Origin of the sequence: Arthrobacter sp. B0490 (assembly GCF_002929355.1) — a bacterium.
Classification (GTDB): Bacteria; Actinomycetota; Actinomycetes; order Actinomycetales; family Micrococcaceae; genus Arthrobacter_D.
On record NZ_PJIR01000010.1, the window covers coordinates 25,553 to 38,527 of the forward strand.

Annotated in this window: 15 protein-coding genes; 12 read left to right on the forward strand and 3 right to left on the reverse strand. The window is 68.6% G+C overall.

Annotated elements, in window-relative coordinates:
* The first annotated feature begins 2 nt into the window (after nt 1-2).
* From CXQ97_RS14380 to CXQ97_RS14405, 6 genes are all read left to right on the forward strand, one after another.
* The gene (locus tag CXQ97_RS14380) at nt 3-992 is read left to right on the forward strand and encodes an ATP-binding cassette domain-containing protein (RefSeq protein WP_104181562.1); all 990 of its coding nucleotides are present in this window, start codon (nt 3-5) and stop codon (nt 990-992) included.
* Between the two features lie 89 nt (nt 993-1,081).
* Complete coding sequence (locus CXQ97_RS14385) at nt 1,082-1,867, forward strand: ABC transporter permease (protein ID WP_104181642.1); 786 nt, start codon at nt 1,082-1,084, stop codon at nt 1,865-1,867.
* A gap of 145 nt (nt 1,868-2,012) precedes the next feature.
* The gene (locus CXQ97_RS14390) at nt 2,013-2,960 is read left to right on the forward strand and encodes an ABC transporter ATP-binding protein (RefSeq protein WP_104181563.1); all 948 of its coding nucleotides are present in this window, start codon (nt 2,013-2,015) and stop codon (nt 2,958-2,960) included.
* A gap of 2 nt (nt 2,961-2,962) precedes the next feature.
* The gene (locus CXQ97_RS14395; protein WP_104181564.1) at nt 2,963-3,853 is read left to right on the forward strand and encodes an ABC transporter permease subunit; all 891 of its coding nucleotides are present in this window, start codon (nt 2,963-2,965) and stop codon (nt 3,851-3,853) included.
* Nucleotides 3,854-3,881: 28 nt separating this feature from the next.
* A complete protein-coding gene (locus CXQ97_RS14400) occupies nt 3,882-5,204 on the forward strand; it encodes a sensor histidine kinase (protein ID WP_258062607.1) in 1,323 nt (440 codons plus the stop codon).
* Nucleotides 5,152-5,856 (forward strand): response regulator transcription factor, encoded by a 705-nt coding sequence (locus tag CXQ97_RS14405; RefSeq protein WP_104181565.1) that lies wholly within the window; start codon nt 5,152-5,154, stop codon nt 5,854-5,856. Before CXQ97_RS14400 ends, CXQ97_RS14405 begins: the two co-directional genes overlap by 53 nt.
* Before the next feature lie 18 nt (nt 5,857-5,874).
* On the opposite strand, the gene CXQ97_RS14410 is transcribed toward CXQ97_RS14405, so the two are convergent.
* Entirely contained in the window at nt 5,875-6,303 is a 429-nt protein-coding gene (locus CXQ97_RS14410) for a hypothetical protein (RefSeq protein ID WP_104181566.1), read from the reverse strand.
* A gap of 66 nt (nt 6,304-6,369) precedes the next feature.
* Entirely contained in the window at nt 6,370-7,023 is a 654-nt protein-coding gene (locus CXQ97_RS14415; protein ID WP_104181567.1) for a TasA family protein, read from the reverse strand.
* Between the two features lie 228 nt (nt 7,024-7,251).
* Between CXQ97_RS14415 and CXQ97_RS14420 the strand changes: the two genes are divergently transcribed.
* From CXQ97_RS14420 to dnaB, 6 genes are all read left to right on the forward strand, one after another.
* Complete coding sequence (locus CXQ97_RS14420) at nt 7,252-8,535, forward strand: M18 family aminopeptidase (RefSeq protein WP_104181644.1); 1,284 nt, start codon at nt 7,252-7,254, stop codon at nt 8,533-8,535.
* A gap of 158 nt (nt 8,536-8,693) precedes the next feature.
* Entirely contained in the window at nt 8,694-8,999 is a 306-nt protein-coding gene (rpsF, locus tag CXQ97_RS14425; protein ID WP_043442549.1) for a 30S ribosomal protein S6, read from the forward strand.
* Nucleotides 9,000-9,059: 60 nt separating this feature from the next.
* On the forward strand, nt 9,060-9,635 hold the full coding sequence (locus tag CXQ97_RS14430; protein WP_104181568.1) for a single-stranded DNA-binding protein: 576 nt from the start codon (nt 9,060-9,062) through the stop codon (nt 9,633-9,635).
* A 116-nt stretch (nt 9,636-9,751) separates the two neighbouring features.
* A complete protein-coding gene (gene rpsR, locus CXQ97_RS14435) occupies nt 9,752-9,991 on the forward strand; it encodes a 30S ribosomal protein S18 (RefSeq protein WP_005273147.1) in 240 nt (79 codons plus the stop codon).
* Nucleotides 9,992-10,006: 15 nt separating this feature from the next.
* Nucleotides 10,007-10,456, forward strand: coding sequence for a 50S ribosomal protein L9 (gene rplI, locus CXQ97_RS14440; protein WP_104181569.1), 450 nt, complete (start codon nt 10,007-10,009; stop codon nt 10,454-10,456).
* 693 nt (nt 10,457-11,149) lie between these two features.
* Nucleotides 11,150-12,526, forward strand: a complete 1,377-nt coding sequence (gene dnaB, locus CXQ97_RS14445; protein ID WP_104181570.1) for a replicative DNA helicase — start codon at nt 11,150-11,152, stop codon at nt 12,524-12,526.
* Here the strand turns inward: dnaB and CXQ97_RS14450 are convergent.
* Nucleotides 12,523-12,945 carry a MarR family winged helix-turn-helix transcriptional regulator gene (locus tag CXQ97_RS14450; protein ID WP_258062610.1) on the reverse strand — a complete coding sequence of 141 codons (423 nt, stop codon included), beginning with the start codon at nt 12,943-12,945 and terminating at the stop codon, nt 12,523-12,525. The genes dnaB and CXQ97_RS14450 overlap by 4 nt on opposite strands.
* Between the last annotated feature and the right edge of the window lie 30 nt (nt 12,946-12,975).

A 12,975-nucleotide genomic window follows, 5' to 3' on the forward strand; every position in this document is an offset into this window, starting at 1 on the left:
GAATGGCGATCATCGAGGCAGAAGGTCTGAAGAAGACCTATTCGTCGAAGAGCGGACCCGTCCACGCGCTCGACGGCATGAATCTCTCCGTTCCCCAGGGAACAGTCAAGGCCCTCCTCGGGCCCAACGGCGCAGGCAAGACCACAGTGGTCAAGATCCTGACGACCCTCATCCAGCCGACGGCCGGCACCGCGCACATCGACGGCATCGACGTGCTGCGGGACCCGAAGGCCGCACGGCGCATCATCGGCGTCTCCGGTCAGTACGCGGCCGTCGACGAAGGACTGACCGGTCTCGAGAACCTCGAGATGGTGGGCCGGCTCTACCACCTCGGCGCCCGCGAGGCGAGGCGCCGGGCGCAGCAGCTCATCGACCAGTTCGAGCTGACGGAAGCCGGCAACCGCCCCGTCAAGGGCTTCTCCGGCGGCATGCGGCGCCGGATCGACCTCGCAGGCGCACTGGTGATCAACCCGAAGATCCTCTTCCTGGACGAGCCGACCACCGGGCTGGACCCCCGGAGCCGCCTGGCTCTCTGGGGGATCATCAAGGACCTCGTCAATGACGGCACCACCCTGCTCCTGACCACCCAGTACCTCGAGGAAGCGGACCAGCTCTCCGACGACATCGCGGTGATCGACGGCGGCAGGACCATCGCCGAAGGGACCTCGGACGAGCTGAAGGCCCAGATCGGCGGTCATCGCGTCGTCGTGTCGCTCGTGGACTCGGCCGATGCCCCGCGTGCCCTCGAGATCCTCGGGCGCCACGGCGACGGCGAGCCGAGCGTCGGCGGCGACGGCCGCACCGTGGAGGTCGCGGTCACCGACGGGCCCCGCGCCCTGCAGTACATCCTGTCGGATCTCGGCGAGGGCGGCATCGACCTGCACGACGCCGGCATGAGGCGGCCGAGCCTCGATGACGTCTTCCTCAAACTGACCGGCCACCGGACCGAGGAGACGCAGGAACCCGCGACACAGAAGGAGGCGGCGGCATGAGTGTCCTGGCACCCGAGGGCCGGCAGCCCGAGAACTCACGGTCCCGGGCCCGAGGGGGTCCCGCCTCCGAGGCTCCGTCGGAACTGTCCATGTGGTTCTCCGACGGCTGGACCGTCACCAAGCGCAACCTGACGAAGCTGAAGCGCTCGCCGGACATGCTGATCTTCGCCGTCCTGCAGCCGATCATGTTCGTGCTGCTCTTCAGCCAGATCTACGGCGGATCCATCCAGGTGGAGGGGAGCGACTACACGCAGTACCTGATGGCCGGCATCTTCGCGCAGACGGTGATCTTCGGCTCCACGTTCTCGGGGTCCGCGATGGCCCAGGACCTGAAGGACGGCATCATCGACCGGTTCAGGACGCTGCCGATGAGCTCCTCCGCGGTGCTGATCGGACGGACCAACAGCGACCTCGTGCTCAATGCGCTCTCGGTGGTCATCATGATGGCCACGGGATTCGCGGTGGGCTGGCGGGTCAACGCGTCCATGAGCAGCTTCTTCGCCGGCCTCGGCCTCCTGCTGCTGTTCTCCTACGCCTTCAGCTGGGTGATGGCGCTGCTCGGCATGTCCGTGAAGTCCCCCGAGGTCATCAACAACGCGTCCTTCATGATCCTGTTCCCGCTCACGTTCATCTCGAACGCGTTCGTGCAGTCCCAGAACCTGCCCAGCGCACTCGAGACCTTCGCCAACTGGAACCCGGTCTCGGCCCTCGTGCAGGCCGCACGCGAGCTGTTCGGCAACACGGGCACGGTGCCGGCCCCCGACGTCTGGCCGATGCAGAACGCGGTCCTGACCGTCCTGATCGGCGCCGCCCTGATGCTCGTGGTCTTCGTGCCCCTGTGCATCCGGAAGTTCACGCTCATCAGCAGCCGCTAGCCGGAGGGCGTCGTCCGAAAGGGGTACGGGCCCTTCCCCCGTGATCATCCCTGGGGCCGGTGATCGGAACCGGCCCCAGGCCTACTGTTGGTGGTACCGGCCCGCAGCTGCGGGACGACCCCCACCTCCAGTCGAAGGACGCACCATGATCGAGGCCCAGGCCCTCTCGAAGCGATACGGCGCGAAGACCGCCGTCGACGCCGTCTCCTTCACCGTGCAGCCCGGCAAGGTGACGGGCTTCCTCGGCCCGAACGGCGCGGGCAAGTCCACCACCATGCGCATGATCGTGGGCCTCGACAATCCCAGCGGTGGACGCGTCACCGTCAACGGTCGGCCCTACGCCCAGCACGGGGCCCCGCTGCGCGAGGTCGGCGCCCTCCTCGACGCAAAGGCCGTGCACACCAAGCGGTCCGCCTACAACCACCTCCGCGCCATGGCGGCCACCCACGGCATCCCGAACAGCCGGGTCAAGGAGGTCATCGAACTCACCGGCCTCGGACCCGTGGCGAAGAAGCGTGTCGGCGGCTTCTCCCTCGGCATGGGACAGCGCCTCGGAATCGCGGCGGCCCTCCTCGGCGACCCCCACACGGTGATCCTCGACGAGCCGGTGAACGGCCTCGACCCGGAGGGCGTGCAGTGGGTCCGGCACCTGTCCAAGGGTCTCGCGGCGGAGGGCCGCACGGTCTTCCTCTCCTCGCACCTCATGTCGGAGATGGCCCTGACCGCCGACCACCTGATCGTGATCGGGCGCGGCCGGATCATCGCCGACGCCCCCATCCAGTCGATCATCGACGGACAGGGCAAGGCCCGGGTCCGGGTGCGGGCCGACCGGCCGCAGGACCTCCTCGGCAGCCTCGCCGGCGAGGGAGTCACGGCGCAGGTCCTCGAACCCGAACTGGTCGAGATCACCGGCGTCGACCCCCGCCGCATCGCGGAGATCGCCCTGCGCGAGCGCGTCCTCGTGTACGAACTCACGCCGCTCCAGGTATCCCTCGAGGATGCCTACATGGAGCTCACCCAGACCGAAGTCGAGTACCACTCGCACGACCTGCCGACGGCCGACCAGGCTGCCGCACCACTGGAAGGACGCTGACCATGGCAACGTCGACCTCACCGGCCCCCGCCCAGCAGCGGCCCCGGCAGAACCGCGACTCCGGATCGGGCGTGAACTTCGGCCGGGTCCTGAAGTCCGAATGGATCAAGGTCACCACCGTCCCCTCGACCGTCATCCTCATCGTCTCGACCGTCGTCGTGATGGTAGGACTCGCCGCACTCGCGTCCTGGGCCATCTCGATCACGCAGGACGAGATCCAGTCGGCCGGAGCACCGCAGGGGGGCCCGGGCGGCCCCGGCATGGAGGGCTTCAATGCCGCCGAGCAGGCGTGGATGATCCCCTCGTCCGGACTGATCTTCGGGCAGCTGCTCATCGCGTCGCTGGCCGTCGTGCTGATCGCGTCCGAGTGGGCGACCGGCATGATCCGCTCCACCATGGTCGCCGTGCCCAAGCGCATGCCGGCCCTGCTGGCCAAGAACGTCATCATCGCGGCGATCGCCTTCGTCATCGGCGCCGGATCCGCGTTCCTCTCCTACCTGGTGGCACAGCCCATCCTCGGCGGGGACCTGGACTTCGGCCTCACCACGGACGGGGTCCTCCCGAGCATCGTCAACACGGGCACCTACCTCGCGCTCATCGCCATCATCTCGATGGCCATCGGCACGCTCCTGCGCAACACGGCCGGCGGGGTGGTCACCGCCGTCGCGCTGTTCTTCGTGGTCCCCCTGATCATCGTGAACCTCCTCTCCGGACTGGCCGACTGGATTCCCGACGCCGCCCGCTTCCTGCCCACGAACGCGGGCGACCAGCTCGTCGCCATCACGACGCAGAGCGACGCCCTGACCCAGTGGGAGGGCGGCCTCGTGATGGGCGCCTGGGCGCTCGTGCTCCTCGTGGTGTCCCTCGTGGTCACCCAGAAGCGGGACGTCTAGGCAGGCCCGACACCCATGGACCCGACCCTTGAATGAGATCCCCCCGGTGAGGGAGGCCGCGGAGCGCACGCCCGCGGTCTCCTTCACGGAACTGAACGCCCGCCGCCTGGGCCCGTTCCGGAGGTACTTCCGCAAGCATCCGAGGGCCATGGACGCCGCCGTCGTCCTGGTGTTCGTCCTCTTCTCCTTCCCCGGCGCGCTGTTCCTGATCATCGACTCCGACAACTGGCTCGGCCTTCCCGGCGTGGTCCTCGCCTCCGCGGCGCTGGCCTTCCGCCGCGACCGGCCGCTGCTGGTCCTCGCGTTCGTCTCCGTCCTCGACGTCCCCGTCAGCGTCTTGACCGAGGGTGGGGGCAGCAGCGGCATAGCGACCATGTTCGCCCTGTACACGGTGGCCGCGATCTACCCGTTGCGGACGGCGCTCGTCGCGGCCGCTGCGGCGATCGTCTTCTCGGTCAGCACCCTGTTCCTCCTGCCCTCCAGCGCGTTCGACGGCGCACCGGGCGTGATGTGGCTCCTCAGCGGCTTCATCGTCATGTTCCTCGCCGTCGCCGTCGGCGTCGGCGTCACCGTGCGGCGGGACCGCGAACACGAGAGCGAACTGCGCGAATGGGCCACCCGCAATGCCGAGCTGGCGTCCGCGGGGGAGCGGAACCGGATCGCGCGCGAGATGCACGACGTCGTCGCGCATTCGCTGACGGTCATGGTGGCCCTGTCCGACGGCGCCGCCGTCGTCATGAAGCGTGACCCCGGCCGGGCCGCCGCCGTGCTGCGCGAGCTGTCCGGCACGGGCCGCACGGCCATCGCCGACATGCGGCGGGTCCTCGGGGTCCTCCGGGCCGAGGCCCCCAGCGAGTCCCTCGCCCCGCTCCCGGCATCGAGCTCCCTCGCGCAACTCCTCGACGGCTTCCGTGCCGCGGGCCTGCCGCTCAGGGTGACCACCAGCGGACCGGGGCTGCCGGACGACCCGGCCTTCCAGCTGACGGTGTACCGGATCCTCCAGGAGTCGCTGACCAATGTCCTGCGGTACGGCAAGGGGGTTACTCTGGTGGACATCTCGATCGCCCGGACCGGGGACGCGGTCTCCCTGCGCGTCGCCGACGACGGCAGGGGCGCCATGGGGCCTGCCGTGTCCCTCGGCTCGGGGCAGGGGATCGCCGGCATGCGGGAACGCGCCGCCATCTACGCCGGTTCGGTCGAATGCGGAGCCCGCCCCTCCGGCGGCTGGATCGTGGAGGTGCAACTGACAGCCCCCGGCACCGATGGTGGACCGGGGACCCAACGGGGGAAAGAGAAAGATGACCGCGCAGCACAGCACACCGGGCACGCCCATCAGGGTTCTGCTCGCTGACGACCAGCCCCTGCTGCGGATGGGCTTCCGGCTCATCCTCGAGGGCGAGGCGGACCTCGAGATCGCCGGCGAGGCCTCGACCGGGGAGGAGGCCGTGCGTCTCGCTGCGGACCTGAGGCCCGACGTCGTGCTGATGGACGTACGCATGCCGCACGGCGACGGCATCGAGGCCACCCGCCGGATCACCGCGTCCGGCTCCGGCGCACGCATCATCATCCTCACCACGTTCGACCTCGACGAGTACGCGTTCTCCGGCCTCCAGGCCGGTGCATCGGCGTTCCTGCTGAAGGACGTGGCGCCGGAGGAGCTGGTGCACGCCGTCCGGATCGTCGCGAGCGGGGACGCCGTGGTCGCCCCACGGGTCACCCAGCGGTTGCTCGAGACCTACGTGCGATCCCTGCCACCGGCACATACTGCGACGGCGGTCCCCGACCGGCGGCTCGCCGAGCTGACGCCGCGGGAGCGTGAGGTGCTCGAGGCGATCGCCGGAGGCCTCTCCAACGCCGAGCTCGCAGCCCTGTTCTTCCTGTCGGAGGCGACGATCAAGACGCACGTGCGGCGCATCCTCACGAAGCTGGACCTGCGCGACCGCGTGCAGGCCGTGGTGTACGCCTACGAGAACGGGATCGTGGTGCCCGGGCCGGCCCACTGACGCCGCGCCGCCGGTCGGTCAGGGGCAGGCGAGTACGCGCTCGAGGTTCTGGCCCGTCCAGGTGCCGACGCTCGCGCGGACGCGCAGCGTGTAGGTGCCGACCGTCGTGGACGTACGGGTGATCGTGGTCGCCCGCGTCCCGGCCGGGAGGCTGTTGGCAGTCACCTGCCCGTTCGGGGCGGTCAGCGTGACGGTGTAGGCCGTGGCGCGATGAACCGCGCCGAAGTCGGTCAGCGTCACCGACATGGAGAGTCGGTTGTTCTGGCAGCTGAAGGTACCCGTGATGCTTGCCGGCGCGGGAACGGCGTAGGTCCCGACCGCCACCGGGGCGGCGTCCGCGTCGGTGAACGCGGCCTGCGCCGCCGTCGGCAGCCAGGTGGAGAGCACGACGCCGATCAGCACCCGCACGAGGAAGCGGACGCGGCGCGGTCTGCGGCGCCGGCCCATGGTCCTCCTTCCTCGTGCGGTTCTCGCGATTCGGCGGGACACCCGGACGGGTGCTGGTGGCAGGGGTCAGCGGTTGGTGGCCGCCCGCTGGGTGGCGGTGAAGGCGAGGTTGACGGTGCTGGTGAGGCCCTGGAAGGTGTTGCCCGCGGTGGTGGGCAGGGTCGCGGTGACGCGGAGGTTGTCGGCCTTGGCGGTGGTGATCGAGGCGAGGTTCGTCAGGGCGATGTCGGTGCCGATGATGGGGCGCGTGGGCAGGACCGTGGTGGTGGTGCCGGCACAGGTGTAGGTGTAGGCGGGGGCGGTGCCGGTCTCGGTCCAGGGGACGGTGCAGGCGTCGACGGCGACCTGGAGGCCGTTGAGGGCGTCGGTGGTGAGCAGGGTGGGGGTGCCGACGGCGGTGGTGCTGAGGGTCACGGCACCGAAGTTCTGGTTGCCGGCGTTGGTGAGGGTCGCGGCGCGCTGGATGGTGTCGCCGGGGATGACGCCGGTCGCGGCGACGGTGAGGCGGTTGGCCGTGGTGCCGGCGGCGCCGAGCTGGACGTCGACGGTGCCGGCGGTGACGGTCTCGCTGGCGGAGGTGGTGGAGGTGAAGGAGCCGTACGTACCGAGGCCCGCGACGGAGGCCGCGACGCCGAGCAGGGCGACGGAGGCCAGGACCTTGCCGGAGGTGGACGTCAGGCCGATGCGCGAGGAGCGAGCGCTGGTTGCGGTGCGTGCCATGGTGAGACCCTTTTCCTGTGACTTCGGGGCGTGCCCTCCGGCACCCCCAGCGGGCCCCGGTTCTTCTGGGACCCACTCTGCTCGGGGAAGCTGAACCCACCACTGGGTGAACCTCGAAGGAAGACCGAAGACCCGGCGAGAACCCGAAGGAATGGCGAAGTCGAACCGGAGCGGAGGTTCGGTGCCGCTCGCCGGATGCCGCCCCTGCCGATCTGGTTCAATCGGAGGATGACCCCAGCACCCGCGCACATCCAGGACCTCGGCGCCTACGTCGCGGCGTCGCCGTCGAGTTTCCACGCCGTGGCCGAGGGTGGCCGTCGGCTCGCCGCCGCCGGCTTCCGCGAACTGGCGGAACAGGACGCCTGGGAGGGCGGGGCCGGCCGGTACTTCGTCCGCCGCGACGGCGCGCTCATCGCGTGGACCGTGCCTTCGGGCGCCGGCCCCACCACCGGGTTCCACATCCTCGGAGCCCACACCGATTCGCCGTCGTTCAAGCTCAAGCCCAGACCCACCACAGGCAAGTACGGCTGGCTCCAGGCCGGCGTCGAGGTGTACGGCGGGCCGCTCCTGAACTCCTGGCTCGACCGCGAGCTCGCGCTCGCCGGCCGGCTGACGCTGCGGGACGGCAGCGAGCACCTCGTCGCCACGGGACCGCTGCTGCGCTTCCCGCAACTGGCCATCCATCTCGACCGCGCGGTCAACGACGGCCTCGCCCTCGACAAGCAACGCCACATGAACCCGGTATGGGGGCTCGGAGATCCTGCGGACGCGGATCTCCTCGGGCTCCTCGCCGGCAGTGCCGGGATCGACCCGCGCGAGGTGGGCGGGTTCGACGTCGTGGTCGCCGACACGCAGGAACCCCGCGTCTTCGGCGCGCAGGGCGAGTTCTTCGCGTCGGGCCGGCTCGACAACCTCTCCTCGGTGCATGCAGGCCTGGCGGCGATCATCACCGCTGCGTCCGACGAGCACGCCGACGGACCGGTCGCCGTCCTCGCGGCGTTCGATCACGAGGAGGTGGGCAGCGGCTCCCGGTCCGGTGCGAGCGGACCGTTCCTCGAGGACATGCTGCTGCGCATCTCGCTCGGTCTCGGGGCGGGCACGGAGGAGCGCCTGCGTGCGCTGGCGTCGTCGTTCTGCGTCTCCGCCGACGCCGGCCACGCCGTGCACCCGAATTACGCGGAGCGGCACGACCCCGCGAACCTGCCGGTCCTCAACGGGGGTCCGCTCCTGAAGATCAATGCCAACCAGCGGTACACCACGGACGCGCCGGGCGCCGCCTACTGGGCCGAACTGTGCCGCGCCGGCGGCGTGCCCTACCAGGAGTTCGTCTCGAACAACGTCATGCCCTGCGGGTCCACGATCGGACCGCTGACGGCTACGAGGCTGGGTATCCGGACCGTCGACGTCGGAACGCCGTTGCTGTCGATGCATTCCGCGCGGGAACTCTGTGGCGTCGACGACCCCGGGTACCTCGCCGCCGCCACTGCCGCGTTCTTCCGCGGCGTCCGGTAGGCGGGTGTTCGCCCCCGTCGGATCGTCCGGTAACATTGGTACGTCTGTGCCAGAGGCCGTCGGTGGTAAATACCGCGGACGGCGGCCGGATCAACGCTAAAGAACCTCCTGTTGCGGAAAGACCGCGACCGCTTAGCCCAGAGGAGGTGGGTTCACACATGCGTGCATATGAATTGATGGTAATCATCGACCCCGATGTCGAGGAACGCTCCATCGACCCAACACTCGAGAAGTTCCTCAATGTCGTCCGCAATGGCGGCGGCACCGTGGACAAGGTGGATATCTGGGGACGCCGGCGCCTCGCGTACGAGATCCAGAAGAAGACCGAGGGCATCTACGCCGTCGTCAACTTCACCGCGACCCCGGCCGTGGCTTCCGAGCTCGACCGCCAGCTGAGCCTCAACGAGACGATCATGCGCACCAAGATCATCCGCCCCGAGGAGCAGAAGGTTTCCGCCGAGTAGTCTCGGCAGATCCCTCATCCATCCACCCCGCTCCGGCGGGCAGTGACTCAAGGAGGCACCATGGCAGGCGAAACAGTCATCACGGTGATCGGCAACCTCACCAACGACCCCGAGCTGCGGTTCACGCCGTCCGGGTCGGCGGTGGCCAACTTCACCATCGCGTCCACTCCTCGCACGTTCGACCGCCAGACCAACGACTGGAAGGACGGCGAAACGCTGTTCCTCCGTGCATCGGTATGGCGTGAGGCTGCGGAGAACGTCGCCGAGACCCTGACCAAGGGAACCCGCGTGGTTGCCCAGGGCCGACTCAAGTCACGTTCGTACGACACCAAAGAGGGCGAAAAGCGCACCGTCATGGAGCTCGAGGTGGACGAGATCGGTCCGTCCCTGCGCTATGCGTCGGCGAAGGTCACCCGGACCCAGCGCTCCGGCGCCGGGAACTCCAACGCGGGCGGCGGCTTCGGCGGCAACTCCGGTGGCGGCAACTCCGGCGGTTCGAACTCCGGTTCGGGCTGGGGCGGCGGCGGGGGCGGGGGCCAGCAGGCCCAGCAGCCCGCGGACGACCCCTGGGGTGCGCCCGCAGGCGGCAACTCGCAGGGCTGGGGCAACGGCCCCGACTCCGAGCCGCCCTTCTAGGCACTTCCCAGGCAGGGGTTCCGTTCCCGGGACCCCTGCCGCAGTCACGCACGTGACTGGCATCTCCCATCCCGCAGAATCGTTCTGCGGGCTCCAACAGTAAAAGGAGCACCACGATGGCTAAGGCTGAACTCCGTAAGCCCAAACCAAAGTCCAACCCCTTGAAGGCCGCTGACGTCACCGTCATCGACTACAAGGACGTAGCCCTGCTGCGTAAGTTCATTTCCGATCGCGGAAAGATCCGTGCCCGCCGCGTCACCGGCGTGACCGTCCAGGAGCAGCGCAAGATCGCCCAGGCAATCAAGAACGCCCGCGAAGTCGCGCTGCTGCCGTACTCCGGCGCTGGCCGCGGCTAGGGAGAGGGACACACTATGTCGAAGCTCATTTTGACCCAGGAAGTCACCGGACTCGGTGCCGCAGGCGACGTCGTCGAGGTGAAGAACGGTTACGCACGTAACTACCTTCTGCCCCGCGGCTTCGCCCTGATATGGAGCAAGGGTGGCGAGAAGCAGGTCGATTCGATCAAGGCTGCCCGCTCCGCCCGCGAGCACGCGTCGCTCGAGGACGCCCAGCGCCAGGCGGCCGCACTGTCGGCCAAGCCCGTCACCCTGACCGTGAAGGCCGGTGGCTCCGGCCGCCTGTTCGGCACGGTCAAGGCCGACGACGTCGCGAAGGCCGTCGAGGCCGCCGGTCTCGGCAAGATCGACAAGCGCAAGGTCGAACTGCCGGCTCACATCAAGTCGGTCGGCTCGTACCAGGCCAACGTCCGTCTCCACGAGGACGTAGCAGCAGTCATCGACCTGGACGTCGTCGCCAGCTAGTCGCCTGCGAGCTGCCGACGCTGCGAGGCGTCGGTGGCAGGTCCGGATCCACGAGGAAGCCCCCGCCATCGGCGGGGGCTTTCGCGTTGAGTCCCTCCATCGCGTCCTTCGCGCACTGCCCGGTGACGGGCGCGGGCCGCGATCTCCGCCATCCCTCCGCGCGCATATCCTCCGGAAGACATGCCCGGCAGCGACTTCTCGGGGAGCGTCAGCGGATCGAGGAGTGCCCCGGCGTTCATATGCGCTCGTCCGGCCTGCCAAGCTCCCGGCCGGTCTCCTCCGGACATGTGGCGCCGAGGGCATACGAGCCGGACAGGACCCGACGGACCGTCGCAGGGCGAGTTGTCAACAGCACACCTGTGGACGGACGGGTCCGAGAAATAGTTTCGATCCACACCCGGGGGATAACGTCTGCGCAGGTCAGAGGCGGTTTGCAGGAGAAAGAAGTTGACTGTCCACAGGGTTGTCCCCATCCTGTGCACAAGATACGCCCCGCTATCCACAGCATCTTGCCACTTACCCACACCCCCTGTTGGGATGGCGCTTTGCCGCCCCGCGCCGGGCGACTACCGTTGCCGGAGATTCCCAATAGTGAGGGTGACGGGTGATAGGCCTTACCTGTCAGACCCACCCCGGGCATCCGGTGGTCCGCTCCGGCGAACACCGCTTCAGTAGCAGGAGAAAGGCCCTTCAGTGTCCCTGGCACATGCAGATTCATCGACGGACACACGTAGCCCGGAGTTCTCGCGTACGCCCCCGCAGGACCTCGTCGCGGAGCAGTCGGTGCTCGGCGGGATGATGCTCTCGAAGGACGCCATCGCCGACTGCGTCGAGGTCCTCCGCGGGCTCGACTTCTACCGACCGGCCCACGAGAGCATCTACGAGGCGATCATCGACCTCTACGGGCGGGGCGAGCCGGCCGACGCCGTCACCGTGTCCGACGAGCTGACCAAGCGCGGCGAGATCTCCCGCATCGGCGGCCCTGCCTATCTCCACACGCTCATCCAGTCCGTGCCCACGGCTGCGAACGCCGGTTTCTACGCCGAGATCGTGCGCGAGCGCGCCGTCCTCCGCCGCCTCGTCGATGCCGGGACGAAGATCGTTCAGCTCGGGTACTCGAACGACGGCGAAGTGGACGATCTCGTCAACGCGGCGCAGGCGGAGGTCTACGCTGTCGCCGAGCGTCGTACGGCCGAGGACTACGTGGCGCTGAAGGACATCATCGAGGGGACCGTCGACGAGATCGAGTCCGCGGGCCACCGCGGCGAGGGCATGACCGGGGTGCCCACCGGGTTCTACGAGCTCGACGAGCTCACGCAGGGGCTCCACGGCGGCCAGATGATCGTCGTCGCGGCGCGTCCCGCCATGGGCAAGTCGACCTTCGCGCTCGACTGGGCGCGCTCCGCGGCCATCAAGCACAACATGGCCACCGTGTTCTTCTCCCTGGAGATGGGCCGGAACGAGATCGCCATGCGCCTGCTGTCGGCGGAGGCGACCATCGGGCTGCAGGACCTGCGCAAGGGGACCATCAAGGACGAGCAGTGGGGGAAGATCGCCACGACGATGGGACGCATGAACGATGCGCCCCTCTTCATCGACGACAGCCCGAACATGTCCCTCATGGAGATCAGGGCGAAGTGCCGCCGGCTCAAGCAGCGCCACGACCTCAAACTCGTCGTACTGGACTATCTGCAGCTGATGTCCTCCGGCAAGCGCGTGGAATCCCGCCAGCAGGAGGTCTCGGAATTCTCGCGAGCGCTCAAGCTGCTGGCCAAGGAGCTCAACGTGCCCGTCGTCGCCCTGTCGCAGCTGAACCGCGGATCCGAGCAGCGAACGGACAAGCGGCCCCAGGTCTCCGACCTCCGCGAGTCCGGTTCGATCGAGCAGGATGCCGACATGGTGATCCTGCTCCACCGTGACGACGTCTACGACAAGGAGTCGGCCAGGGCGGGTGAGGCCGACGTGATCGTGGCCAAGCACCGCAACGGGCCCACCAAGACCATCGTGGTGGGCTTCCAGGGCCACTACTCACGCTTCAACAACATGGCCGCGGATGGTGGCGGCTACTAGTCCTTCTTCGGACCGAGTTCGTTGATGACGGTCTTGAGGCGGTCCCGCAGGTCCTCCGATGCGAGGCCGTCCTCGGCCATCAGCTCATTCTCGATGTTCTTGGCCCGTTCCAGCGCCTTGAGCCCCGCCGAGGTGATGGTAATCCGCTGACTGCGGCGGTCGGCCGTGTTGCGGAGCCGGGTCACGAGTCCGCGCTTCTCGAGGCGGTCGAGCGTGCGTCCGACGGTCTGTGCCTGGACATGGACGAGCTGCGCCAGGCGGACGCCCGTGAGGGTGCCCTCGCGCTCCAGCACACCCAGTGTGGTCAGTCCGGCGTGCGTGATGCCGATGCCCAGGAGTTTCTCATTCCATGAGTGTTCGACGATGCGGGCCGCGGTCGTCAGCAGGCGGCTGGTCGACCAATCGTTCAACTCCGGCACGATGGCATGTCCTTCCCCTTGAGTCTTGCG